Below are 24,576 nucleotides of genomic sequence, written 5' to 3' on the forward strand. Positions count from 1 at the left end.
ACCGATGACGCTCATGCTCGGGCTGGACCCGCTCGGGATGGCGCTGCTCGTCCTCACAGGTGTGGTGAGCACCCTCACAGTTGTTCGTGGCCGCGCGACGCGTCAGCAGGCTGGGCTGCACATCGTGCTTGCAGCGGCGTTTATCTTCCTCGCGGCGAACCCGTAGCGGGTGGGGGGAAGGGTGCGCTAGTCGTTCGGCTGCGCGACGGCCAGGTCGATTCGACGCGAGATCTTGACCTCAAGCGCGGGCACGCGCATCGTGATGTGGGCGATGCCGTTGGCATCCACGAAGAGCTCCTCTTCGACGAGCGGTCCAGCATTGAGACGCTGGATCGGGGCGTTCGCGAGGTCGTCCGCACCCAGGTGGCTGAGCGCTGCCGTGAAGGGCACGAGGACGTGTGCGAGCTGGACGAGCTCGCCGGCCGGAGTGTCGTCACCGGCCAGCTCGGTGAACTCGAGGAACCGGTAGCTGCCGATGTTGTGGGCGGCACGGTATTCGCGCCGTGCACGAAGCTCGCCTGCCGTATCCACCCGCGATCCCGGCTCAATGAGGACGTCGAAGCCAAACTTTGCGCCGCCTTCACGTTCGCGGAAGACGCCGATGCCTCGCCCGAGGCGCTCACGCATGACGTGCTGCGCGTCAGGGTCGGCGTAGAGCGCGAGCCCGATTGCCGTCGCCGCCATAGCCTGCGGCGAGCGGTGGACGCGTCGCGCAAAGCGCTCACGCATCATGCGGGGGACGAGGGGCAGAGAACTCGCACCGCCGACGAGGTACAGGCCGGCAACCTCGGCCTGCGCGAGTGCATCCTGGTCGAGCCCGCCCAGCAGACGTTCAATTGTGTCGAGGGTCATCAAGACGAGCTTCTCGGCGCGCGCAGAGAACTCGTCGACAGGGATTGTGATGACTGAGTCGCCCACTTCGAGAACGAGTCGACGCGACTGGGGCGTGAGCCGTTCCTTCGCGATCCGGGCAGCCTCCTGCAGCATTCCCACCTCGTGATCGCTGTGTGGTTTCGCCTCGTCCGGCACATGCTCGAGCGCGAGCTCAGCGAGGAGGGCATCGAAGTCCTCACCGCCAAGGTTCGGGAGCCCGAGCGTGCGATCGACTTCGTGGACGGCATCGCCGAGCTGCACCATCGAAGCGTCAAAGGTGCCACCACCGAGGTCGTACACGATGACGCTCTGTCGCTGTGAATTGATTTGCTTGGGGTAGCGGTGGAGGAACTCGAACGCGGCAGCCGTCGGCTCGTTCACAAGGCCGAGCACCTCGAAGCCAGCACGCGTGAAGGCGTCGATCGTCAGGAAGCGTTGAGCGGATGGGGCGTGGGCTGGCACGCCGAGCGCAATTTCAAGGCGTTCCTCACCGTCAAGGTCGAGCGAGGAGTGCTCAACAAGGGCGGTGCGCAGATCCGCGGCAAACATCCACAGCAGTTGGGAAAGCGTCGCTTCGGCGGTGCCGAGGGTGATCCGTTCCCGACCGGTCGTCGCCGGGTCTGCGAGTAGACGCTTCAAGGTGCGGAACGAGGGCGCGCCGTGGAGAACTGCCTCCTGGGCAGCCCATCCACTCACGAAGGAATGCCCCGGTCCGAGCGCGACCACCGTCGGCACGTGGTCGTGGAGGTCACCAGCCGCGTCCTCAAAAGAGACAACCGGATGATTGCCGTCCTTGACGGCGGCGACAACCGTGCGGGTCGTGCCGAAGTCAATTCCGAGGCGCACTGTGCGGACCATGGACACGACGTTAGCAACGCTCGATGACGTGAATGCGAACACCTGCTTCGGCTGGGAACCCGCAGAACGTGCCCCGTTACTTCGTGGCCGGGGTTTCGCTTGCGTCCTGTGCATCCTCCGAGGTCGCGGTCTCGGCCCCAGTTTCAGGCGTCGGCGCGCGGTGGGGGATGAGGGCGAGCACGCCCACGACCACCGAGCCGACGAGGAACCCCGCAATGGCCGAACCGAGCGTTTCAGTCAGCCACGCGAGCGCGGGAGCGAGTGCCGCCGGAGTAATGGTCTCCACCCAGTGCTCGGCTGCGTGCACGAGGTCGAACGGGGCCGTGAAGCCAAGCTTCGATGCGCCGTCAAGGAGGATGTGGCCACCCACCCAGAGCATTGCGGCGGTGCCGATGACCGAGATTGCCTCGAGCACGTAGGGCATTCCGTTCACGAGGCCGCGGCCAATGACGGAGCGCTTGTTGTGCTTCGTGATGCGCAGGCCCAGGTCATCCGCCTTCACGAGCACCGCAACCACGCCGTAGACGAGGATCGTCATGACGAGCGCGACGACGATCATGATGGCGAGCCGCTTCCAGAACGACTCATTCGCCACCTCATTGAGCGAGATGACCATGATCTCGGCAGAGAGGATCAGGTCGGTGCGGATTGCGCCCGAGACAAGCTGCTTTTCCTGCTCAGGATCTGCCGCGGCGCCTTGGTCGTCGTCAGACTCCTCATGGCCGTGCCCGGTGATGGCGTCCCACACCTTGTGGGCACCCTCGTAGGAGAGGAACGCGCCACCGAGCATGAGGATTGGCGTGAGCAGCCACGGCACAAACTGCGAGAGCAGCATGGCGACCGGCAGGATAATGGCGAGCTTGTTGACGAGCGAGCCCTTGGCGATGCGCCAGATGATCGGGATCTCACGGTCTGGCGTGACGCCGGTGACGTACTGCGGGGTGACGGCAGTGTCGTCGACCACGACGCCGGTAGCCTTCACGCTTGCACGGCCAGCGGCGGCCGCGACATCGTCGACCGAGGCGGCTGCAGCCTTGGCGATGGCGGCGACGTCGTCGAGGAGTGCAATGAGACCAGCGCTCACGGGGTGCCCTTCCTGGAAAGCGGAGTGATGCGGCGAAGACCGCACCGGGTCAGCCTACGGTGCCGTGGAAACGCGTGTGAGATGCCACAACATCGCGCGATAGCGCACGATTCGCAGCAAGGCTGGGCGAGTGCACAGCCAGAGTTGGGCGGAATTCCGGGTTGACTCCGTACCGTCGGGGTCATCACCGAAAGGATGTTGACTCGACATGATCCCCACTCCGAGCAAGGACGACACGCTGGACTTCATCGCCAAGGGTTACGACTTCGGCAAGGGGGTGTGGGAGCGAGCCCGCTCGCTCGGATCTCCCAAGGTTGCGCCCATGAAGCTCCTCGGCACCGACTCGGTGCTCGTTCGCGGTGAGGAGGGCATCAAGCTGTACTACAACGAGGAGCTCATCGACCGTCAGGGTGCGATGCCGGGCCTCATTGGTGAGCCCCTGTTTGGTCACGGTTCGGTTCACAGCATGGACGGCGAGGCGCACCGCCGCCGCAAGAACACCTTCGTGCAGGCAGCCTACGTCGACGAGCAGGTGGAGCGACTCACGCCGTACTTCGAGCGCGAGTGGACCCGCGAGCGCGACGAATGGATCGCGGGTGGCACTCGTAGCGCCTATGATGCCGCCGTTGGCGCACTCGGCCGCGGCATCCAGCGCTGGGCAGGCCTGCCGGGTACGGCGGACGCGAAGACCCGTTTTGCCGCGCGCCTCGCGCAAATCGTTGACGGCTTCGGCGCTGTTGTTGAGCCCGCCTATGTGCTTGCCTGGGCGAACCGCAAGTGGTGCGACCAGCACGCGGCGGAACTCATCGAGGCGGTCCGAGCCGGGACGCTCGAGGCCCGCGAGGGTACGGCTCTGCACGCCTGGGCCTGGCACCGGGAACTCGACGGCGAGCTGCTTGATGCGCGCCTCGCCGGCATTGAGCTGCAGAACATCCTCCGCCCGACGATCGCCGTCGCTCGCTTCGTGGCCTTTGCTGCGAAGGAACTCGAGGCGCGTCCCGAGTGGCGGGCACGTATCGCGCAAGAATCTGCGGAGCGTGGGGGAGTGCTCGTCGGTGGCCCGCTCGCGGTGGCCTTCGCTCAGGAGGTTCGCCGCACGGCGCCTTTCGTGCCGATGCTGCCGGGGCTTGCCAAGCGCGACATCGAGTTCGCAGGGGAGACGATCCCGGCAGGTACCCGCGTGTTCATCGACATCCAGGGCACGAACCACGACCCGGCCGCGTGGGATGACGCAGAAGCCTTCAACCCGGAGCGATTCCTCGGTCACGAAGACTACGAGGCGCTCACATCCTTCGTCCCGCAGGGTGGCGGGGAAGTGCCCACGGGCCACCGCTGCCCGGGCGAGAAGGTCGCCATCGCCGGTCTTTCGGCAGCGATCACGGCAATGAGCGATCCGCGCCTTGCCATCCTTCCCGAGGGACTCGAGGTGAACCGCCGCCGCTTCCCGACGAAGCCGAGTTCGGGCGGACGCCTTCGTTCGATTGCCAAGCAGGCCGGGGTCGGATGCCCCGTCGAGCACTAGCGCCCGAGAACACAGAATCTTCCTCCCAAGGTAGGGGAGTGGGGCCGCAGCAGTGGACCGCTGCGGCCCTTCTTCCGTGTTGCTGGATCGACGCGTGTCGTCTGGTTCCCGGTTACCTCTTCGTTACCGGGGATGCGGATACTCTGGCGGGCGCACGCTGCCGCGTGTCACACCATCCGCATCTCAAGGAGCCTCTGTGCGCAAGCTTGCTTCCGTTGCGGCGCTCTCGCTCATCGCCATGGGTGTTGCCACCCCGGCAGAGGCTGTCACTGGACAGCCGGGCGACATTGCCGACATCACGATCCTTGCCTCGACCGACACCCACGGCACGGCGCTCAACTACGACTACTTCACGGGGCAGCCCTTCGGTACCGCTGCCGCACCCAAGAATCTCCGTGGCATGGAGCACCTCGCGACTGCCATCCAGCAGGTGCGCGCTGACAAGGGCGCCGACTCGGTGGTGCTGCTCGACAACGGTGACGCGAACCAGGGTTCGTCGATCGAGACCGTCTACCACGCGAACCGCACCGGTGCCACGACCGACCCGATGGCCGCGCTCTCGAACTACCTCGGCTACGACGCTGGCACGGTGGGCAACCACGAGTTCAACTACGGCCTCGGCGACCTCTCGCAGTACCGTGGCTCGCTCAACTTCCCGCTGCTTGGTGCCAACGTCATCGACAAGGCGACCGGCCAGCCGTACCTCGACCCGTACACGATGATCGAGAAGACGACGGCTGACGGCCACAAGGTGCAGATCGCCGTCATCGGTGTCGTGACCCCCGGCATCCCGGGCTGGGACGGCTCGAAGGTCGCCTCGCTCGACTTCCGCGACACGGTCGAGACCGTGAAGCAGTGGGTGCCGCAGGTGAAGGCCCTCGGCGCGGATGTCGTCGTCGTGTCGGCCCACACTGGCCAGGACCCGCAGGGCTACGTCTGGAACCCGGCCGACCTGCAGGAGAACGCGGCTCGTTCGATCGCTGAAAACGTGTCGGGCGTCGACCTCATCATCGGTGGTCACTCGCACGTCACCGACCAGGTGCAGACGTACTACACGAGCCCGGACGGCCGTGAGGTGCTCTTCACACAGCCCGGCTACCACGCCCGCTTCCTCTCCGAGGTGAACATCCCGCTGAGCCTCGACGCGAACGGCAACCCGGTCGTTGACTGGACCGCCACGGAGAAGCCGACTGCGAAGGCCCTGAAGGCCGCTGACTACCCGGCCGACCCGCAGGTCGCCCAGGTGATTGCCCCTTGGCACGCCATGACCCAGGAGTGGGTGTCGACGGTCGTTGCCACGGCCACGGGAGACATGCCGGCTGCTGACGCTGCGTGGAAGGACACCGCCATCCTCGACTTCATCAACAAGGTGCAGACCGACGAGCTCACGCGTGCGCTCAAGGGCACCGAGCTTGCAGGCCTCCCCGTGATCTCGGAAGCTTCGCCGTTCTCGCGCACCGCTGTGTTCGAGAAGGGTGATGTCACGATCGCCGACATGGCGGCCCTCTACGTCTACGACAACACGCTCCTCGGCGTGAAGATGACCGGCGCGGAGCTCAAGGACTACCTCGAGCACTCGGCCCGCTACTACATCCAGAGCAGCCTGAGGGTGCCGCCATCGCTGACTGGTCGACCGTCACGAACGCGCAGTACGACGGCATGACCCGCGGTATCCCGGACTACTCGTACGACGTTCTCTCTGGTGTGAACTACCACATCAACATCTCGAAGCCGGTCGGTGAGCGCATCGAGAACCTCACGATGCCTGACGGCACGCCGATCAAGGACACTGATGTGTTCGCCTTCGCCGTGAACAACTACCGCCAGTCGGGTGGCTCGGGCTACCCGCACGTGGCGAGTGCTCCGGTCATCTACGACGAGCAGAAGGCCATCCGTGAGCTCATGATCGAATGGGCTCAGGAGAAGAAGGTCATCAACCCTGCCGACTTCTTCGTCGAGAACTGGACGGTGTCGACGAGCGCTGCACCGGTGGAGCCCCCGGCTCCGACCGAGGTTCCGACCGCAGCACCGATCGAGACCGCTGTCGCCACGCCGGAGTCCACCGAGGCTCCTGCGGAGGCAGCTGCTGAACCGCAGGGCGACCTTGCTGGCACGGGTGCTGAGATGCTCATCCCGGCATCCATCGCCGCCATGCTCATGCTGCTCGGCACGGTGCTCGTGCTTCGCCGCACGCAGCACTAAGAAGCTACGCGCACGCAATGTGGGGCGTCACCTTCGGGTGGTGCCCCACGTTGCGTGTTTGTGGCAGGTGAGAGGTGCCTAACTCTGCCCGAAGGCGCGCTCGGCGGCCCGGAATCGAGCTTCGTAGATGGCTTCGGGTTGCAGTTCGACTGCTGGCCACGTCGTGGTGTCGGCGCTGAGGTCAAGCTCGAGGTGCACGCCAAAGCGTACGAAGGGATGTGCAAGGTTCGAACGCATCGCGCTGTCGTGCGATCCAGGTGCGAGCATCCTTCGGAATCATCGTTGCTCCTTCCTGTCACGTCGAGAGCGAAGAAGCTGCGGCGGCGATTGTTCAGCGCTGTGGGGAGCGAGGGGAGGTAGTTCACATGGCTGTGTCCGCGTGGGCGCGTGTCCACAGTTCTTTAGATTGACATAATGTGCATTATCGGAAGCAGGCTGCGTAGGGCGGCGTGTAGTGTGCTGCAGTTCATCTCAATGTGAATTGCTCCTCCAGAATGCACTCACCGCAGCTCGGTGTGGGCGAGCTGCGGTGAGTTGATGCGTGTTGGTTACGCGTGCTTGTCCTGGGCGTCAGGAGCTGGCTGGACTGTCCACTCGGGCGGATTGTCATCGCCAGCTTCTTCGTCACGCTCGGCATCTGCCGCTGTCTCCTGGATGATGCCTTGAGCGTGATGCACGGGCGCGTACACCGTGTAGAGCTTGAGAGGTTCGTTGCCCGTGTTTTCGATGTCGTGCCAGTAGCCGGCCGGAACCTGGACGGCTGAGCCATCCTCGACGGACTCTTCAAATTCGAGGCGGTCCTTCGAGGTGCCCATGACGCAGCGTCCGGTGCCGCGGTCGATGCGAATGAACTGGTCAGTCTCCGGGTGCACCTCAAGGCCGATCGACTCGCCGACGGGAATTGACATAAGTGTAACCTGCAGGTACTTACCGGTCCACACCACCGTGCGGTAATTCGCGTTGTGAATGGTTGCCGATTCAATATTGAGCGCGTTCGGGCGTGCGCCCGGATCGATGATCTGCATGGTGATTCCCTTCGACATGCCCCACGATGTGGCGGCCTCGCACCCCAGTGTGGCTGCTCCAACTGGTAGCGCTCACAGCCTCCACTCCCCTAGGGCTTCCGAGGGCGCGAGGTACTGCTTGAGGTGCTGCACCGTGAGTCGTCGCTTCGGGATGCTCAGCGAGACGTCGTTGAGATTGTGTTCGCGTGCGCCGGAGATGCGAATGACGTCGTGCTGATCGGCCGGATGTGTGGAAGAAGCGGGCATGAGGAGGGTCTTTCTGCGGCCGCACCGTTGTGGGTCGGTGGGCTCGGCACACGGGCCGTCGCGATCACCATCCTTGCGTGTTCTCGTTGCACGCACGCAGAGAACACGAGGTTCACTCACTCGTGTCGCGTGAGGAGGGCGTGCTCGTCGCCCGAACGCGTTGTACGACTCGCATCCGGCGCCGACGTTCCAACAGAAGCAGCGTGCCGCCGACGAGGACAATGCCGCCGAGCGAACCGAAAATTGCAGCGCGCCCATCCGGTTGCGCGGACTTCGCCGGGAGCGGCGGCATCACGTTCATAGGCTCATGCGGCGTGCGCTCGAGTTCGGGATGCTTCGTCTGAATGGCATCCGCCGCCGTATTCGCCAGGTAGTTGTGTCCCGGCAGATTCGGGTGAAGTGCCCCCTGCTGTGCCGTCGGCGGGTCAAGCGTCGTAATCGTGATACCTGCAATGTACGACTCGTGACGGGGCGCGCACACGCTGTGCTCCGACGATGCCTCCTCGGTGTTCACGAAGGTGAAACCGGCTGCACTCGCTTCTTCTTCAACAGTGCGGTTGAGTTCGCGCACGATCTCGGCGATGAAGGTGATGTCCTCATCCGTGAAGGGCACTGAGTCGGGGGCGTAGCCGTCGAGACCGATCACAGGACGGAAGCATCCGTGCGCGGGAATCTTTCCGCCGACAGGGACGACCGCGGGGTAACCGACGACGTAGATGTCGGCGTTCGGAGCCGCCTCGGCAACGGCCTGAAAGTTCCGCCGCAAGCCGTCACGCACGTTGTAGTCGATGCGGTCCTTGAGGATGTTGCCCTCCGGGCGCTCGTAGACTTCCCGACAGTTCGGCGACTGGAAGGCGCCGTCCTCCCCCGCGACCGGGCCCTTCTCGTCGAGCGCGAGGCAGGCGCTCGCGATGTTGAAGAAGCCCGCATCGTTGCCGCCGATCGTGATCGTGACGAAGTCGGTGTTGTCGCTCAGCGCCTCGATCTGAAGGGGCGCCGTGGCACCGCCCGGGAGCGGCTGCGGATCCTGGGCAATGTTCGGTGTGGCGGCCCCGGTGCAGCTCCGGTCCTCAAGAGTGAAGCCGAATTGGCTCGCGAGCTGGTGCGGGTAGTTGTTGTAGGACTGCCAGCAGGTGGGCTGCGGGCTGCCCGTTTCCGGCAGAAGGCCGTACCCCGAGGCGTAGGAGTCGCCGAGCGCGACGTATTCAATGGGGTCGCTCGCGGTGGCCTCACCCGAAGTTGCTGTTGCAGGTGGGGTGTTCGCGTCGCGCGCTAAGGTGTCCACGGCCAGCGCGTTCTCCGGCGCGACGAGCGCAGCACAGAGCGCGAACAGAGTCATGACACCGGCCGCCAATGAGCGTGGGAGCGTGCGCATTTCACTCAGTCTGGCGAAGCCACCTGAACGTCTTCCGCCAGCAGGATGCGTCGTTCGCCTGCATCCTGTCAGCCTCGCGCGGAAAATCGCGGCACGCGACATGGCAAACTGTTGTGGACACGATGCGGTCACCTACACTTCGCGTAGCCCGATGTCAGGTCCGCCATTCTGCAACGAGGCGTGAATGGCCTGTGTCGTGTTCAAGGAGGAGCACATGACCACACAAGAGACCGCGCCCGCGGCCGCGTCGACCATCGACAAGCCGACGCTCGCGACTACCGAATCGAGCCTCGAGAAGGGCTCTCTCGAGCAGAAGCTCACGCCTGGACAGCTCACGATGATGAGCCTCGGTGGCGCAATTGGTGCGGGCCTGTTCGTCGGCTCGGGCGCAGCCATCGCCGTTGCCGGCCCCGCGGTGCTCATTGCCTATGTCATTGCCGGCCTCATCATCATCGCGATCATGCACATGCTCGGCGAGATGGCGGTTCGTGAGCCAGCTTCCGGTGCCTTTTCTGTGTTTGCCGAACGCGCGATGGGCCGCATCGTCGGCACGACCGTGGGATGGCTGTACTGGGTGCAGCTCATCATCGTCATCGCCGCTGAAGCGCTCGGTGCAGCCGCCGTCATGGCCGGTTGGTTCCCGACGCTCGGCGTAGGCGGCTGGGTCATCGCCTTCGTGGCGCTCTTCACGGTGCTCAACCTCTTGAACGTCAAGCACTACGGCCGCGTCGAGTTCTGGTTCGCTGGGCTCAAGGTCGTCGCGATTCTCGCCTTCCTCGTCCTCGGCGGGGCGCTCCTGTTCGGCCTCATCCCGGGTGTCCCCTCCCCCGGCCTCTCGAATCTCGTTCCGCCAGAAGGCTTTGCGCCGACGGGAATCCTCGGTATCGCCTCGGCACTCCTCATCGTCATGTTCGCCTTCGGCGGCACGGAGGTTGCAGCGATCGCGGCGGCTGAAACCGAGAACCCCAAGTCGAGCATCCAGCGCGCGGTGCGATCGGTGCTCTTCCGCATCCTCGTGTTCTACATCTGCTCGATCCTCGTCATCGTGTTGGCACTCCCGTGGAATGACCCGGCTGTTGAGGCAGGGCCCTTCGCCGCGGTGCTCGAACTCACGAACATCCCAGCGGTTGAGACGATCATCCAGATCATTGTCGTGGTCGCGCTCCTCTCGGCACTCAACGCGAACCTTTACGCGGCCTCGCGCATGATCTTCTCGCTCGCTCGCCGCGGGAACGCGCCTGCGTTCCTCGGCCGTGTCTCGCCGAACTCGGTGCCACGCATCGCCGTCATTGCATCGGTGCTTGTGGGCTTCGCCACGGGTGTTATTGCGCTCTTCAACCCGGACGAAGACCTCCTCGTGCCGTTGCTCAACATCATCGGTTCGACGATCATCCTGCTGTGGATCTCGATTTCCGTGTCGTTCATCATCCTGCGCCGCCGCGGCGAGCGCCGAGGTGAACAACTCGACTACCGACTCCCCTTCGGCTATGGCTTCGCAGCGATCGCACTGCTCGGGCTCGGCCTCATCATGGTGCTCTCGGCCTTCGACCCGGTTGCAGGTGGGCAGCTCTTCGCCACGATCGCGCTCTCGCTCGTCATTGGTGCGGTGACGGCCGTCGTATTCCTCGCGCGCGGAACGAAGCGCCCGAGCGATCGCGTCCACAAGTTCTAGCCATGAGGTGACATCGACGGGGCGGCATCCAACGGGTGCCGCCCCGTCCGGTATGATGAACAGACCGCGCGAACGCGCCCCTGTCAACGTTTGCTAGGAGAACCCCCGTGAGCTTCCTTCTCACTGCGCTGTGCGCTGCCATCTTTGTTGCTGGCCTTTGGTGCTACGGCCTTGCCTTCCAGATCGACAACGACATGCTGCAGCTGCTCACCTTCGTTGCTGGCATGTTCCTCAACGCCATTGCCTTTTTCATCCCGTGGCAGCTCACGGGACACAGCCGCAAATAATCCTCGCATCGTTCGTGCCTGGCACGGCGAGTATCGACAAAACGCCGTGCCTTTGAGCGCGGCGTTTTGCTCAGCCTCTCCTTCTCTCCCCCGCGAGGCCATCATGGGTCACTTTTCCCCGCAGCTGGACATGTCGATGAGGACAAGCATCTCCACACGTGCACTCTGGTTCGCGTGCTGGGATGCAGCGATCCTGAGTGAGTGGTGGCCAGAGCTCACCATCGCGAAAAAGGTTGGTGGCCGGATCGAAGTCGCGGAAGTGCCGTATAAGCGGAAGAAGTACCGCCACGTCTCCGGGCGGCTGCTCAAACTCAAACCCGGTGAACACGCTCGCTTCGAGTGGCGAACGAAAGGTCGCGACGCAACAACCACCGTCGACGTGTACGTCTCACAGTCGAAGAAGAAGTCGCGGCTGCGGATCGTCGAATCAGGCTTTACCAAGGATGATTACGCCGCCATTGAGGTCGAGCGCATGCGCGACTTCTGGCGTGATCGTGCTGGTGACCTCCAGGAGTGGCTCGAGGCGCCCGGCAATGCCGAACGCCTCGAAGCTGCAGCGAAGGCCGCTGCAAAGTAGCGCGAAGTCTTAGGCGCCTTCGGTGTTGAAGGAGCTCACGTCGCCGATGAGGATGATGTGGTCTTCCGGAACCGGGGCCACCGTCGCCTTGGCGACCTCGGCCGCGAACTCCTGCACGTTGTAGAGTCGACCGGCCTGCTTGCGGCGCTCGTCGATGGCACCCGGGTTGAGGCGGTTGAGGAGCGTCGCGGTGATCGTGCCTTCGATCATGTCGCCCGAGACGACCACAAACTCGACGTTCTGTTCGGCCATCGTCGGCACGAGTTCGAGGAGGGCGTCCTCTCCGGCACGCTTCGACTCGGCGACGGGACGGTATTCCTCCATCGTCGGGGTCGTGCGGATGAAGTGCGCCTGGTGGCTCGTGACGAACACGACGCGGCCACCTTCGTTCATGAGTTCGAGCGCCGCCTGCAGTGTGTTCACCTGGGCGTCGCGGTTGAGTTTGAGGGCGTAGTCCTCTTCCATTCCGGATTCCATGCCGCCGGACGCGTTGAGGATGAGGAGGTCAAGCCCGCCGTACTCCTGACGGATTGCCTCAAACATGGCCTCGAGCGAGCCCTGATCGGTGAGGTCCGCCCCAACAGCCATGGCGGTGGCACCCTGCTCGGTGAGCTCGCTCACGAGCTTCTGTGCGCGGGCTTCCTTGTTGCGGTAGTTCACGACGACCTTGGCACCTGCTTCGGCGAGGAAGCGGACGGTGTCGGCGCCGACACCGCGCGAGGAGCCGGTGACGAGGGCACGACGCCCCTCGAGCGAACCAGGGGCAAGCGGAGACTGAGTTGCAGACATGGCTCTCAGCATAACGACGTCCCGTCCCGGCGAGCTGGACTCGTATGCTGTCCGCGAGTGTGTCGAGGAGGATGAATGTCCGAGTGGTTTGACGAGGTGCATCACCGGGTTCTCGCCCATCGAGGTCTCGCGCTCGATGCCCTCGAAAACTCGCTCCGAGCGCACCAGGCTGCCGTGGCCCTCGGCATCACGCATCTTGAATGTGACGCGCGTGCCACCCGTGACGGCGTTGCGGTCCTGTGGCACGACGAAACACTCGAACGCGTCGACGGCGGCGACGACAAGGTGGCGGAGCTCAGCCTGGAGGAGCTTGCAGCGCGAGGAAAGGGCGACTGGCGCATCTCGACGGTGGCCGAGGTATTGGAGGCGCTCCCCCATGCACGGTTCAACATTGACGTGAAGTCACGGGATGCCGTCGAGCCGCTCGCTCGTGCGATCCACGAAGCTCACGCGGAGCACCGTGTCCTCGTGTGTTCTTTTGACGAGGGACGGCGCCGGGCCATCCACCGCCTCGTGCCCAACGCCGCCACGAGTGCGTCGGGACGTCAGCTTATGCTAGCCTTCCTCGCGCTCGAACTCGGGTGGGATCGTCTTGCGGGGCGCATCCTCCGAGGCTGCGATGCACTCCAGATCCCGGAGCGGGCCGCGGGCATCACGCTCGTCTCGCCGCCTCGCCTGGCGAAATGGAAGCGTCATGTGCGCGAGATTCATGTGTGGACCGTGAACGAGCCGAGCGAGATGCGACGGCTCTGGCAACTCGGCGTCGAAGGTATCGTCACCGACCGGGCCGATCTCGCTCTCCAGGTGCGATCAAGCCTTGAACGGCGCCCATAGCGCATCGAATTCCGCACCATTCCGGGAATACCCAAGCTCTTCCCGGAGTTTCACGATAGACAAGAGGCACACAGCGCGTCGTCGCTGTCGACTGGCGGTGAGTCAGCGCGGACATGAGAGGAGGCCACTGATGGCCGATCGAAGCCTGCGGGGCATGCGCCTCGGGTCACAGAGTTTGCAGAGTGACGAGGGCGTTGTCTTCGTTGAGCGTCAATTGCGGAGCTACGTCACGGATGAGGGCGAGACCTTCGTCGTGACGTTTGCTGCCGACGCCGAGGTGCCCGAAGTGTGGCCCTCGCCGAAGACGGGCAATGAGGGGCGACTCCTCGACGACGCCGGCAACAAGGTCCAGTACGAGGCCCCGACAGAGAAGCCGCAGCGCACGCATTGGGACATGCTGCTCGAGCGTCGCTCGCGCGAAGAGCTCGAAGAGATCCTCAACGAGCGTCTCAACTATCTCCGTGAGCGTCGCGGCACGAAGAAGAACGACGCCTAACGCACAGCCAACATAGCGTGTGAGCGCGGGCCTTCGGGCTCGCGCTCATTGCGTTGCACGACGCTTCCCGGCGCGAGGCCAGTACGTGATGACCATGAGGAGGCCACCGAGCGCGAGCGCCCGGCTCACACCCTCCCCGATCACCATGGCGGGCGTGCTGCCCTGAACCGCGGGAACCTCGAGAAGCATTGCGCCGTCGTCAAACCAGTTGAGCGCCGCGACTTCGCGACCGGCACCGTCGTAGGCGGCGCTCCAGCCCACAGTTGACGCCTGCACCGTCCAGCGGCCCGTCTCAACGGCGCGAATCCGCGCGAAGGAGACTTGCTGGGCGGCTTCATCGGTGCGGTCAAAGTCAGCGTTGTTCGTCGGCAGGAGGAGGAACTCAGCGCCCTCCCCCACTGACTGGCGGACCACTCCATCCTCGATGACGTCAAAGCAAATAAGCACGCCGGCGCGATGCCCCGCGACGCTGACCGTGGCCGGGTCGGTGCCCGGGGAATAGCCGCGGCCCACCATCCCGATGAGGTCGGGCGCGAGCGCGTAGTAGAAGTCGCGGTCGGGAATGTATTCGCCGAACGGCACCGGGCGCTTCTTGGAGGTCTCCGCACCCCAGCCGGATGCGGAGCTCCACTCAAACTGCGTGTTGAAGTACTGCTCGCTCTTGCCGCGTCCTGTGACCGTCACCGTGTTAGCGAGAATCGGGGCATCACCGTAGCGCGCGGAGAGATCGTTCAAGGCTTCCTCGGCAGCCGCGTGATACTGCGGGCCAAGATCGGCCGAACCTTCGGGCCACAGGATGAGTTCGGGCTGCCACGTGCTTGGCACATGCGCTTCGGTCACGCGGATGTGGCTCGCAAGCACCTGGCCCGGAGCACCCGAGGTGAAGTATCCCGCCTCCGGGGTGTTCCCTTGCACGGCGGCGACACGGACGGTGCCGTTGCTCGGGAGTGAGCACGGCGGGATGAGGACAAGGACAGCGCAGGCAGCGGCGACCGTCGAAGCGAGCTCGAAGGTGCGCCACCGGGACATCGCGCGGAGCTTCGGGGCACTGCTCGAGGTCTGGATGGCGTGACGCAGGACGGCTAGGCCAAGCAGCGACATCCACACCATGAGGAAGCCGAGGCCGTCAATCCCGAGCCAGGCCACAACATCCAAGAACGGGCCATTCGATTGGCTCTGCGCGATGCGGCCCCACGCGAATCCGCCATAGGGGAATCGATTCGCGACGAACTCCCGCAGCATCCAGACGAGTGCGAGCGCGAGCGGCTCAGCGATGAGCATGCCGCGCTCTCCCGGTGCGCGGCGCTGTATGCCGCGCATGACCGCAGCGAGGAGCATCCCGCCCACGGCGAAGGAGAGCGTCATGACCGCGGTGAGTGCGAGCCAGGGAATCGGCCCCAGGAAGCGTGACGACCACGACACGAGCGGGCCGTAAAAGGCAGCACCTGCGATGGCACTGAGCACGAAGGCCGAGCCAAAGCCTCGCCCCCGCAGTGCCGTGACAAGCAGCGGTGGCGCCACGAACGCGAGTGGCCACAGGCTGGCGCCCGGGAACGAGAGTGCGAGCGAGAGCCCAGCGCACATAGCAAGCGCCGCGCACTCCCACCAGGGGCGTCGGATGGCGTCGATCACTCGGCCACGCTCGCGTAGGCGACGATGCCGTGGCGGACCGCATCGTAGGCTTCGCGTGCGGTGCGCTTGAGGCCGCCAGTCGTGACCTTCTCGATCTGGTCGAGCAGATCAAGCACCTGCTTCGACCAGCGCACGAAGTCGCCCGCCTGCAGGCCCGCCTCATCGAGGACGTCATCGAGGCGGCCGCCACGAGCCCAGCGGTGCATGGCGGGCACGAGTCCGGTCGCGAGCGGCACTGTCCGGGGCACACCGTGGCGTTCCTCGAGCTCGTCGAGCTCTTCCCAGAGCCGTTCCGTGTGCTCGAGCGCTTCCCGAAACCCGCCACGCGGGAGGAATCGCTCCGGTGGATTGTCTTCGTCGCGGCGCGGTTCAAACACGAGCGCAGCCGCCATCGCGGCAAGCCCCGCAGCGTCAAGTTTCAGCCACGCTTGCTTCCGAATGCACTCGGCGATAAGGAGGTCACGCTCGCCGTAGATGCGCTTAAGCGAGTGGCCGTGGCTTGTCAGGGCAAGGTCATCGCTCGTCGTGAGCTGCGCGAGATAGCCACGCTCAATGAGCGCATCCGTGAGCCGGTCAAACACCTGCGCGACGGCACCCGTGCGGGATTCGATCTGCCGGACGAGTCGGTCGGTGTCGTGCTTGAGGCGCCAGTAGCGCTCGCCCCAGCGGGCGTGGTCCTCGCGCTCCGGGCACGAGTGGCACGGATGCATGCGCATCTCGTGGCGGAGCTCCTGCAGGCGCTGCTGACGACGTTCGCGTTCAGCGTGGGCGTTTGGCATATCCTCGCGGATCTTCTTCCGCTCGAGATCGCTGAGTTCCCGGCGCACACGCGAGTAGCTGAAGAAATCACCCCGGTGGCACTCCATGGCCGCTTCGTAGCCGGCGAGCGACTCACGCTGCTGCTGCACCTTCCGGGCAATATCGACCACGGCTCGGTCGGCCTGGAACTGCGCAAAGGACGACTCGAGGACGTCGCGCGTGCGCTCGCGGCCAAAGCGGTCGACGAGGTTCACCGCCATGTTGTACGTCGGGCGGAAGGAGGAGTTGAGCGGGTACGAGCGGCGGGATGCGAGGGCTGCGAGCTGCTGCGGGTTCATGCCATCCCGCCACAGCACGACCGCGTGCCCCTCAACGTCGATACCGCGACGGCCAGCACGACCCGTGAGCTGCGTGAACTCACCCGGCGTGATCGGCACGCGGCCTTCACCGTTGAACTTGTCGAGCTTCTCGAGCACGACGGTGCGGGCCGGCATGTTGATGCCGAGCGCGAGGGTTTCCGTCGCGAACACGAGCTTCACGAGTTTGTTCTGGAAGAGCTCCTCGACGACCTCCTTGAACGCGGGCAGGAGGCCCGCGTGGTGTGAGGCGATGCCGAGTTCGAGTGCTTCCAGCCACTGGAAGTAGCCGAGCACGCCGAGGTCTTCATCCAGGAGAGAACGGCAGCGGGATTCCACGATCCAGCGGATCTCATCGCGTTCTTCGCGGGTCGTGAGACAGATGCCGGAGCGCTTCAGCTGCTGCACGGCGGCATCGCAGCCCGCGCGGCTGAAGATGAAGAAGATCGCCGGGAGCATATTCGCCCGATCGAGCTGATCGACGAGCTCTGCCCGGTTGTAACGCTCATCATTCGAGCGAACTCGAGCCTCCCAATTGCGACCGCCACGACGACCGCCACGAGAGCGCGGTCCCCCGCTTTGACCGCGTCCGCGCTGACGGACGAGGTTCACAAGCTCCGGGTTCACGCGATCGGTGTACGTGTCGCCGCGCGTCTCGAAGAGGTCCACGAGGCGAGATCCCGCGCGCACGTGGTAGTCGAGCGGGATGGGGCGATGCTCCGAAACGATCACCTGCGTGTCGCCGCGCACGGCCTGGAGCCAGTCGCCGAACTCTTCTGCATTCGAGACGGTTGCCGAGAGCGAAACGAGTCGAACTTCGCTCGGCAGGTGGATGATGACCTCTTCCCACACGGCTCCGCGGAAGCGGTCGGCGAGGTAGTGCACCTCATCCATGACGACGTAGGCAAGGTCATCCAAGAGCGGCGAATTCGCGTAGAGCATGTTGCGCAGCACCTCGGTCGTCATGACGACGATCCGGGCCTGCGAGTTGATGTTTGTGTCGCCGGTGAGGAGCCCCACTTCGCTCGGACCGTAGCGGCGCACGAATTCGTTGAACTTTTGATTCGAGAGGGCCTTGATTGGGGCCGTGTAGAAGATCTTCGCGTTCGGGTCACGCATCGTGAGGAAGACCGCGAACTCGGCAACAACCGTCTTACCGGCGCCCGTTGGTGCGGCGACGAGCACCGAGTCACCCTCTTCGAGCCGCTCGCACGCTTCCCGCTGGAACGGGTCAAAGTCGTAGGAGAGCTGCGACTGGAAGAGTTCAGTCACGGGATACGCGCGCTTGCGTCGCTGTGCCGCGTATCGCTCTGCGGGGCTCGCTTGGTGCTGCTCGGGCCGGCTCACAGGCTCGAGACTACCCCGGCGTTGAGTTCTTCTTCGAAGGCCCGCTGACGTTTGGCGCGACGACGGTCATTGAGCATGCACACGCCGACGGCGAGGAAGTAGAGCACGATCATCGGCACCATGAGGAGGAACATCGAGAGGACGTCGGCTGCGGGGGTCGCCATGGCGGCGAAGAGTGCCACGACGAGGACCGCACCGCGCCAGCCCTTGAGGATCGTCTTCCCCATGATGACGCCCGCGAAGTTCAGCATGACGAGTACGACCGGGACGACATAGGCGATGCCGACGGCGAGGCAGAGGTTGAGGACGAAAGAGTAGTAGTACTTCGCGTCAAAGAAGACGGTGTCTTGCACCGGGGCGAAGCTCGCCATCACCTCGACGATGCGGGGCATGATGAACCAGCCCGTGAGGCAGCCGGCGAGGAACAGCGGCACTGCTGCACCGAGGAAGCCGAGCGCGTATCGGCGCTCGTTCTTCTTGAGACCCGGCATGAGGAACATCCAGATCTCGTAGAGCCACACGGGTGCCGCGATGACGATGCCGATGGTGAGTGCCATCTGCATACGAATGTCGAAGGCACTCGTGACGTTCGGGAAGTTGATCGAGACGCCACCAGCGCGTGCGCTTGCGAGCTGCTCGATGGGGACGCGAATGGCATCCAGCACCGGGCCGGTCAGAATGAAGCCCGCGATCATACCGACGACGATCGCGATGACGGAAACGATGAATCGGTTGCGGAACTCGATGAGGTGTTCCGCCAGGCGCATGCGGCCTTCCGGATTCTTCGGTCGGCGTCGGCGCTTGGCTGAGCCCGTACGGTTCGGCACCCCGGAGGATGCGGTGCTCACGCTAGGCGTTGGACTCCGGCTTGGGCTGAGGCTCGGCCGTGTTCGGCGTCACCGGCTCGCTCGGAGCAGCAGGAGCGGTCGTGGCAGCGGGAGCGGCTTCGCCGTCCTTCTTCTGCTTGGGGTTCTCGTCCTGCATCTGACGCATTTCGCCGCGGAAGATGCGCATCGACTGGCCGAGGCTCTTCGCGAGGGCCGGCAGCTTCGGTGCACCGAACAGCAGTAGGACCAGGAAGAGAATCGCGATGAGGTGCCAGCCACCAAATCCTTGGAACATGCTCGTGCTCTACTTTCGTGCCAGGTGGGCGTATTGCATGGGGTCTGCCTTGATGAGCGCGCGGCCGCGTGCGAGGCGTGCTTCGTGGCGGGCGTGCTTGCGCTCGTCGATGTCCTCGCGGATGAGACGACGTTCGCGTTCCACCGCGGCGGCGCCACGCAGCATGGCGCTTTCCGGGTCTGGAATGGGCGCGACGAGTGCTTCTGCGGCAGCGGCCTGCTCGTCAAGCAGCTGCTGCAGCGACTCGAATTCGGCGAGGAGCGCCATGACCTTGCGGTACAGGCTCACTGCGCACAGCGTGAGCACGACGAGCAGGACGAGAACCAGTCCCGTCCAAATCAGTACCCACGACCACCACGGCATCATCAGGAGGACAGTCTACGCACCCTCGTGAATGAAGGGTGACCTGCGGGTAGCCGCAGCGGTCCATTCCGCCACGGCCCGGCGGGCGTCCGCAGGTTCCACGACTTCGAGGTGTCCGGCATGGCGTGTCGCGAGGCGCGCGAGCACCGACCAGTCTGTGACGAGCGCGGTTGCGCGACGCCATCCTTCGCGGTCTGGCTTTGACACGCGGCGGGCTGTGTCGAGGTACTCCGAGACGTGTTCGTGCGCGACCGGTGAGAAGCGGATCTCGGCGCGCAGCACGGAGTCGTCGTAGCTGAACACGGGCGCTTCGTCTTCGGCCGGATGCTGCTTCGCCGGGGTGTCGAGCATCGTGAGCTTCGTCATCCGGTCGAGGCGGAAGGTTCGGTAGGCGTTGTGCTCGTAGCTCCAGGCCCGCAGATACAGTTCGTGGCCATGCTCGAGCACCTTGCTCGGGTCCGCGATGAGGCTCCGCTCCCCTCGCCGAGGCGAGCGGTAGGTGAATTCGAGTTGGCGACCTTCGCCCATTGCATCACGAATGCGTTCGGCGCGTTCGCTCAGCCACTCATCGCGGGTGGCGACGATCGTCGGGTCCCCTCCGAGTTTCGCGATGAGCTCGCGGTACGGCGTCGGGTCGGTGATGCTCGCGAGCGAGGCGAGATAGTTGAGCCCCATGAGCAGGGCCGCGAGGTCACGGTTGCCGAGCGGCGGCGCATCCTCGAGCGCAACAAAGTGGGTGACTTCGATGAGCCCGTCATCGAGGGCGTCAAAGTTGAGGTCGAAGAGCTCTGTCCCGCTGTAGTCGTCAAGCTGCGGTTTGCCGGACACCGAGAGCATCGTCACGAGGTCGCGCATCGTGGCCTCGCTCGTGTTGAAGTGGGCCGCCGCCTCACGGAGCGTGACAGCCTCGCCGCGCGCCTTGAGGTACGGCACGAGTGAAGTGAGGATGGTCAGTTCGTCGAAGAGGAAGTCGTGGGTTGAGCGGCGCTTCGTCATGTGGTCACCTCCGCGTGGAGGGCACGGACACGCTCGAGACGCTCGGTAACATCTGCGCGGAGCTCGGCAGGCTCCAGGACGATAACCTCCGGGCCGAAGCCAGCGAGTTCATCGGCGAGGAGCCAGCGGTCGAGGTAGCCGAGCTCGAGTTCGCTCCATCCCGTGTGTTCGGATTCGCGGCTCGAGCTTCGGCGGGCAAGGCGCACTTCGGCGTCGCTGCCCTCCTCGACGAGGATGCGGGCCCGCTGCTCAGCGCGAAGTTCGCTGAAGTCGGCGAGCGTGGACTCGGTCACCTCACGCTGCGAGGGGTACTCGTCGGGGTAGGAGTCCCCGAGGCGAATCGTGCCGGAGATGCGCGAGACGACGAAGCGGCGAAGCGCCTTGCGGTCCCGGTCATCGGCGATGAGCATCCACACGCCATCCACGGCCACAAGTGCGAGCGGCCGCGCGTGGCGCTCCTCGAGCTGGGTCGCATCCACCTTCCGGTAGGCGAAGGTGATCTCGCGGCGGCTCGCGATGGCCTCGGAAAGGCGATCGAAGTGCGCCGAGCGGGCGCGGAGCCTCGGCGCGTCGCCACTCGGGAGGGCTGCCGTCGCTTCGGTGGCACGAATCTTTGCCAGACCTCGGGCTGCGGAGTCGGCGAAGTCGCTCGATCGAAGCGCTGCGTAGGCCGCTTCGATGAGCGCACACTCTTCGGCCGAAAAGTGCAGGCCGTGCGGCATGCTCTGTGCGCCTTCGCGGATGCAGTACCGCAAGAAGCGGTTGTCACCAGGCCGTGCTGGGTCCTCGAGCGTTTCGATGCGCCATCCGCGGTCGCGCAGCTCTTGCTTGTCGCGCTCGAACATTTTCTCGAGTGAGGCGTTCGCGCCGCTGGCATCGACGAGCTGACGGTAGCCGTCGATGCCGGTGAAGAGTTCGTGCTTCGTGTAGCCGCGTTCGCTCGTGAGCAACGCCATGAGCAGGTTGAACTTGCGTGATGCGGGTGACACCTCGCGCACGCCCCTCGTCACTAGTGCGCCTTGAGGATGTCAATCACGAACACGAGCGGCGCGTTGGCGGGAATGCTGCCACCCTGCGGAGGCTGCGCGCCATACGCGAGATCGGCGGGGATGATCGCAATGACCCGCGAACCGACCGTCTGCCCAACGAGCGCCTTGCCGAAGCCCGGCACGACCTGGTCGGTCTGGAACTGGGCGGGCTCGCCTCGCTGCCAGCTCGAGTCGAAGACCTTGCCGTCCTGCAAGAGCATGCCCTGGTACTGGACGACGACCGTCTGGCCCTCGAGCACGAGGTCCCCATCACCCTTGAGCACCGGGTCGATGACGAGTTCTGGCTGCTCGGTGGCGGGCTTTGCAACCGTGATGCCTTCGGGCTTCGCCTTCGCCTCGTTCTTCGAGATGGTGACGATGTCCTGGACTGGCGCCTGCGGGGTGCCCCAGGCGATGCTCTGATCGAGGACGTCAACGTCGGCGATGAGGAGCCCGTCACCGACGTTTTCTGCCCCGGTGGTGGATTCGAGCATGAGCTCACTCGGCAGCAGCACGGCGATGCGCGAGTTGCTCTTCACGCCAATGAAGGCGTCTTTGATGTATTGCGGGATGTTCGAGGCAGAGAGATCAATCGGCGCGGAGGAGAGCACGCCGTATTGCGCCTGCTCCTGCTTCGTCGCGACGTCGAAGACCGACGCCTTCACGAACACGGTCGAAGCGCTCGTCACCTCAGGGCCGGTGCCGCCATTGACGACCGTGCGCTGGATCTCCGAACCGAGCGAGGAAACATCACCGATCGTGACGCGAGGCTCCGTCCAGGTCTCCCCGACGACGCTCACATTGTCGATGGCCTGATTGGCGCCGCCAAGCGTCGAAGCGGGGTCGGCCGGGTCTGCTGTGGAGCAGCCGCTCAACACCAGCATGCCCGCAAGCACTGCCGCGCCAATGAGAGCACGCATCCGAGGCCGAGTCAGTCCAGACATCACTTCGTCTCCACTTCATCCGAGGCAAGCACATCCACGACGAGCACGAGCGTGCGGCCAGTCGCCAGCGAGGGGCTCAGCGGGCCGCGTCGTGAGAGCGCCTGCTCGGTCGGCACGACCGTCACGAGCTGCGAACCACCGGGTTGACCGATGAGCTGGCTCGTCACGCCGTACAGGCCATCGTCACCGTTCGGGTCTGCCGTCGCGGTGAGCTGCATGACGGAGTTGCTCGCATCCCAGCTCGACGCGATTTCGGTGCCACTCTCCCAATCGAAGATCGACACGTGCACGGTGAGCTTCTCGCCGTCGGTGATCGGCTCGCCGAAGCCGCGCACGCGGAGCGCGTGGCGCGCTTCCGTCGGGGCGGGCTGATTCGGCATGGTCACACCAGGGCGACCGTTCGGCGCCGTCACCACGGCGGGGATGCCATCCTGTGGCGGGGCAATGACGCCGGCGGCACTCGAGGGATACACGCGCGTGACATCCGCCGCAAAAATGACGGTCGAGTTGGTGCTTCCGGCCATCGTGCCGATGTCGCCGAAGAGCTCGTTGGCGGGCATCGCCGAGACGAGACGCTCCCCTGCCTGTGCACACTGCAGCACGGCTGCGGCGCCCGGCAGCTGTGCCGTGAGCGCCGCCATCGTCATTGGGACAGGCTCACCCTCCGGGGTGCTCGCGAAGTCGCCGTACTCGATGATGGGCGAGCCGTCGATCGCCGAAGCGACCGTAAAGCGTGCTTCGAGGACACCCGATTCGGTGGCGAAGTTGCCGCTGCCAGCGCCCGCACGAGCAAGCTGCATCGTGTGCGTGCTCACGGGCGCGGCAAGCTGGATGTCCAGGCGCTCGCCGAAGGCGCCGTCGCTGCCAATCGCGTCGGCGGCAGCACCCGGCAGGCTCGGGGGCGTGCACGAACCGTCTGGGCCAGCGCTCGCAGGGATCTGCGTGCAGCCAGTGAGTGAGACGAGCGCGGCGGCGCTCAGGGCGAATGCGGTGCAGCGTCGAACGAGCGTCATGCCAGTACCTCTCCCTCACCATCGACATCTTCCTGATCCTGAGTCACCTCGCCGAGGACGAGCCTGGCTCCCCGCTGGGCCTGACGGGCGCGCTTGCGGAGGATCTTGTCGCTCGCCTCGCGCTCACCGAGCGCTCCGGGCGTCCACAGCTCAACATCCTCATCCGAGTATTCGCTCTTGGAACTGCGGCGCTTGAGCGGCGGGAGCACCGCGCCGGGTGCGAGGCGACGAGCGGTGAGCAGGAACGCCGTGTGCGCCACCATGCGGTGGTCCGGGCGGACCGCGAGCCCCTCCACGTGCCAGCCGCGAACGAGCGTCTCGTCACACTGCGGTTCCGTGAAGCAGCCGGTCGCGCGGATGGCTTCGGCCACACGCGAGAGCTGGGTGACGGTTGCGACGTAGCAGCACAGGACGCCGCCAGGTGCAAGAGCATCCGCCACCACATCCAGGCACTCCCACGGGGCGAGCATGTCAAGGAGCACGCGATCGGCCTCGCCGGGCTGAACTGCCTGCGGCAGCGCCTCCTGCAGCTCGCCAATGACCACATCCCAGTTCTCGTTGCCGGGGCCCGTGACGCTTTCGACATTGCCGATCGCAACGTCCGCGAACTCTTCGCGACGTTCGAAGGAGACGAGGCGTCCCGTGCCAGCGAGTGCTCGCAGCAGCCACATCGACAGCCCACCCGAGCCAAGGCCCGCCTCGACGACGACGGCGCCCGGGCGGATGTCCGCCTTCGCGAGGATCTGTGCGGCATCCTTCGGGTAGATGATCGCGGCGCCGCGCGGCATCGACATGACGACGTCGTTGAGCAGCGGGCGCAGGCACAGGTACGGGGTGCCGTCGCTTGCCTCCACGACCGAACCATCGGGCTTCCCGATGATGTCGTCGTGTGCGAGCGCGCCGCGGTGCGAGTGCCAGAACTTGCTTGGCTCCAGGTGCACGGTGGCAAGCCGCTGCTTCGGGCCGGTGAGCTGCACCCGCTCCCCCACACGGAATTCGCCGCGGAACGGCAGCGAACCAGAGGCAGTCTCGGTCGGCGTAGCAGAGGTGGTCATGGGCTCCTTGGAGGTTGCTCCCGTCTCGCGGGCGGCGGTGAGGATACGTGAGAGTTCGGCAACGGTGACGCCCTCGAGCGTGCTCCGAAGCGTCACGGATTCGCGGGGTTCGAGCGGTGCG

General features: G+C 65.1%; 25 protein-coding genes. 8 read left to right on the forward strand and 17 right to left on the reverse strand.

The features are described 5' to 3' along the window. Window positions 1–186 precede the first annotated feature (186 nt). Both ZAL01S_RS08620 and ZAL01S_RS08625 read right to left on the reverse strand, forming a co-directional pair. Complete coding sequence (locus tag ZAL01S_RS08620; protein WP_066082266.1) at window positions 187–1,731, reverse strand: Hsp70 family protein; 1,545 nt, start codon at window positions 1,729–1,731, stop codon at window positions 187–189. A gap of 76 nt (window positions 1,732–1,807) precedes the next feature. Beyond that, window positions 1,808–2,815 (reverse strand): DUF808 domain-containing protein, encoded by a 1,008-nt coding sequence (locus tag ZAL01S_RS08625; RefSeq protein ID WP_083523220.1) that lies wholly within the window; start codon window positions 2,813–2,815, stop codon window positions 1,808–1,810. Between the two features lie 208 nt (window positions 2,816–3,023). On the opposite strand from ZAL01S_RS08625, the gene ZAL01S_RS08630 reads away from it, so the two are divergent. From ZAL01S_RS08630 to ZAL01S_RS10690, 3 genes are all read left to right on the forward strand, one after another. Beyond that, a complete protein-coding gene (locus ZAL01S_RS08630; protein ID WP_066082268.1) occupies window positions 3,024–4,337 on the forward strand; it encodes a cytochrome P450 in 1,314 nt (437 codons plus the stop codon). Between the two features lie 196 nt (window positions 4,338–4,533). Beyond that, window positions 4,534–6,000, forward strand: a complete 1,467-nt coding sequence (locus tag ZAL01S_RS08635; protein WP_217995476.1) for a bifunctional metallophosphatase/5'-nucleotidase — start codon at window positions 4,534–4,536, stop codon at window positions 5,998–6,000. Further along, window positions 5,997–6,539: a 5'-nucleotidase C-terminal domain-containing protein gene (locus tag ZAL01S_RS10690; RefSeq protein ID WP_217995477.1), complete on the forward strand. Its 543-nt coding sequence runs from the start codon at window positions 5,997–5,999 to the stop codon at window positions 6,537–6,539. The genes ZAL01S_RS08635 and ZAL01S_RS10690 overlap by 4 nt, the downstream gene beginning before the upstream one ends. A 78-nt stretch (window positions 6,540–6,617) precedes the next feature. Here ZAL01S_RS10690 and ZAL01S_RS08640 read toward each other — a convergent pair whose 3' ends face one another. The 4 genes from ZAL01S_RS08640 to ZAL01S_RS08650 all read right to left on the reverse strand — a co-directional run bounded on the left by ZAL01S_RS08640 (window position 6,618) and on the right by ZAL01S_RS08650 (window position 9,185). Continuing rightward, window positions 6,618–6,776, reverse strand: a complete 159-nt coding sequence (locus ZAL01S_RS08640) for a hypothetical protein (RefSeq protein WP_159421657.1) — start codon at window positions 6,774–6,776, stop codon at window positions 6,618–6,620. 311 nt (window positions 6,777–7,087) lie between these two features. Then, complete coding sequence (locus tag ZAL01S_RS08645) at window positions 7,088–7,582, reverse strand: cupin domain-containing protein (RefSeq protein WP_244875376.1); 495 nt, start codon at window positions 7,580–7,582, stop codon at window positions 7,088–7,090. Between the two features lie 54 nt (window positions 7,583–7,636). Then, a complete protein-coding gene (locus ZAL01S_RS10355; RefSeq protein ID WP_159421658.1) occupies window positions 7,637–7,810 on the reverse strand; it encodes a hypothetical protein in 174 nt (57 codons plus the stop codon). Between the two features lie 112 nt (window positions 7,811–7,922). Further along, entirely contained in the window at window positions 7,923–9,185 is a 1,263-nt protein-coding gene (locus ZAL01S_RS08650) for an SGNH/GDSL hydrolase family protein (RefSeq protein WP_159421659.1), read from the reverse strand. Between the two features lie 214 nt (window positions 9,186–9,399). Here ZAL01S_RS08650 and ZAL01S_RS08655 point away from each other — a divergent pair, with 214 nt between their 5' ends. The 3 genes from ZAL01S_RS08655 to ZAL01S_RS08665 all read left to right on the forward strand — a co-directional run bounded on the left by ZAL01S_RS08655 (window position 9,400) and on the right by ZAL01S_RS08665 (window position 11,721). Then, window positions 9,400–10,857, forward strand: coding sequence for an amino acid permease (locus tag ZAL01S_RS08655; RefSeq protein ID WP_083523225.1), 1,458 nt, complete (start codon window positions 9,400–9,402; stop codon window positions 10,855–10,857). A 107-nt stretch (window positions 10,858–10,964) separates the two neighbouring features. Next, the gene (locus ZAL01S_RS08660; RefSeq protein WP_066082274.1) at window positions 10,965–11,144 is read left to right on the forward strand and encodes a hypothetical protein; all 180 of its coding nucleotides are present in this window, start codon (window positions 10,965–10,967) and stop codon (window positions 11,142–11,144) included. Window positions 11,145–11,280: 136 nt separating this feature from the next. Next, complete coding sequence (locus ZAL01S_RS08665; RefSeq protein ID WP_159421660.1) at window positions 11,281–11,721, forward strand: SRPBCC family protein; 441 nt, start codon at window positions 11,281–11,283, stop codon at window positions 11,719–11,721. A gap of 9 nt (window positions 11,722–11,730) precedes the next feature. Here ZAL01S_RS08665 and ZAL01S_RS08670 read toward each other — a convergent pair whose 3' ends face one another. Beyond that, window positions 11,731–12,510: an SDR family oxidoreductase gene (locus tag ZAL01S_RS08670; RefSeq protein WP_066082335.1), complete on the reverse strand. Its 780-nt coding sequence runs from the start codon at window positions 12,508–12,510 to the stop codon at window positions 11,731–11,733. A 75-nt stretch (window positions 12,511–12,585) separates the two neighbouring features. Here ZAL01S_RS08670 and ZAL01S_RS08675 point away from each other — a divergent pair, with 75 nt between their 5' ends. Both ZAL01S_RS08675 and ZAL01S_RS08680 read left to right on the forward strand, forming a co-directional pair. Then, a complete protein-coding gene (locus ZAL01S_RS08675; RefSeq protein WP_066082279.1) occupies window positions 12,586–13,344 on the forward strand; it encodes a glycerophosphodiester phosphodiesterase family protein in 759 nt (252 codons plus the stop codon). A gap of 130 nt (window positions 13,345–13,474) precedes the next feature. Next, window positions 13,475–13,840, forward strand: coding sequence for an RNA polymerase-binding protein RbpA (locus tag ZAL01S_RS08680; protein WP_066082282.1), 366 nt, complete (start codon window positions 13,475–13,477; stop codon window positions 13,838–13,840). Window positions 13,841–13,885: 45 nt separating this feature from the next. On the opposite strand, the gene lnt is transcribed toward ZAL01S_RS08680, so the two are convergent. The 10 genes from lnt to ZAL01S_RS10615 are packed head-to-tail and all read right to left on the reverse strand — an operon-like array spanning window position 13,886 to window position 24,455. Further along, window positions 13,886–15,472 (reverse strand): apolipoprotein N-acyltransferase, encoded by a 1,587-nt coding sequence (gene lnt, locus ZAL01S_RS08685; protein WP_066082284.1) that lies wholly within the window; start codon window positions 15,470–15,472, stop codon window positions 13,886–13,888. Further along, the gene (locus ZAL01S_RS08690; protein WP_066082286.1) at window positions 15,469–17,934 is read right to left on the reverse strand and encodes a DEAD/DEAH box helicase; all 2,466 of its coding nucleotides are present in this window, start codon (window positions 17,932–17,934) and stop codon (window positions 15,469–15,471) included. Before ZAL01S_RS08690 ends, lnt begins: the two co-directional genes overlap by 4 nt. Next, window positions 17,931–18,782 (reverse strand): twin-arginine translocase subunit TatC, encoded by an 852-nt coding sequence (gene tatC / locus ZAL01S_RS08695; protein WP_306301602.1) that lies wholly within the window; start codon window positions 18,780–18,782, stop codon window positions 17,931–17,933. Before tatC ends, ZAL01S_RS08690 begins: the two co-directional genes overlap by 4 nt. Window position 18,783: 1 nt before the next feature. Beyond that, the gene (tatA, locus tag ZAL01S_RS08700) at window positions 18,784–19,056 is read right to left on the reverse strand and encodes a twin-arginine translocase TatA/TatE family subunit (RefSeq protein WP_066082288.1); all 273 of its coding nucleotides are present in this window, start codon (window positions 19,054–19,056) and stop codon (window positions 18,784–18,786) included. A 9-nt stretch (window positions 19,057–19,065) separates the two neighbouring features. Continuing rightward, window positions 19,066–19,422 (reverse strand): hypothetical protein, encoded by a 357-nt coding sequence (locus ZAL01S_RS08705; protein WP_066082290.1) that lies wholly within the window; start codon window positions 19,420–19,422, stop codon window positions 19,066–19,068. 12 nt (window positions 19,423–19,434) lie between these two features. Beyond that, on the reverse strand, window positions 19,435–20,415 hold the full coding sequence (locus ZAL01S_RS08710) for a helix-turn-helix transcriptional regulator (protein ID WP_066082292.1): 981 nt from the start codon (window positions 20,413–20,415) through the stop codon (window positions 19,435–19,437). Continuing rightward, window positions 20,412–21,425, reverse strand: a complete 1,014-nt coding sequence (locus ZAL01S_RS08715; RefSeq protein WP_066082294.1) for a helix-turn-helix transcriptional regulator — start codon at window positions 21,423–21,425, stop codon at window positions 20,412–20,414. Before ZAL01S_RS08715 ends, ZAL01S_RS08710 begins: the two co-directional genes overlap by 4 nt. Continuing rightward, window positions 21,425–22,387, reverse strand: a complete 963-nt coding sequence (locus ZAL01S_RS08720) for an FKBP-type peptidyl-prolyl cis-trans isomerase (protein ID WP_083523222.1) — start codon at window positions 22,385–22,387, stop codon at window positions 21,425–21,427. The genes ZAL01S_RS08715 and ZAL01S_RS08720 overlap by 1 nt, the downstream gene beginning before the upstream one ends. Then, the gene (locus ZAL01S_RS08725; RefSeq protein WP_066082299.1) at window positions 22,387–23,400 is read right to left on the reverse strand and encodes a hypothetical protein; all 1,014 of its coding nucleotides are present in this window, start codon (window positions 23,398–23,400) and stop codon (window positions 22,387–22,389) included. The genes ZAL01S_RS08720 and ZAL01S_RS08725 overlap by 1 nt, the downstream gene beginning before the upstream one ends. Next, window positions 23,397–24,455, reverse strand: coding sequence for a tRNA (adenine-N1)-methyltransferase (locus tag ZAL01S_RS10615; RefSeq protein ID WP_066082340.1), 1,059 nt, complete (start codon window positions 24,453–24,455; stop codon window positions 23,397–23,399). Before ZAL01S_RS10615 ends, ZAL01S_RS08725 begins: the two co-directional genes overlap by 4 nt. Window positions 24,456–24,576 lie beyond the last annotated feature (121 nt).

This window comes from [Zimmermannella] alba NBRC 15616, assembly GCF_001570905.1.
Lineage (GTDB): Bacteria > Actinomycetota > Actinomycetes > Actinomycetales > Microbacteriaceae > Pseudoclavibacter > Pseudoclavibacter albus.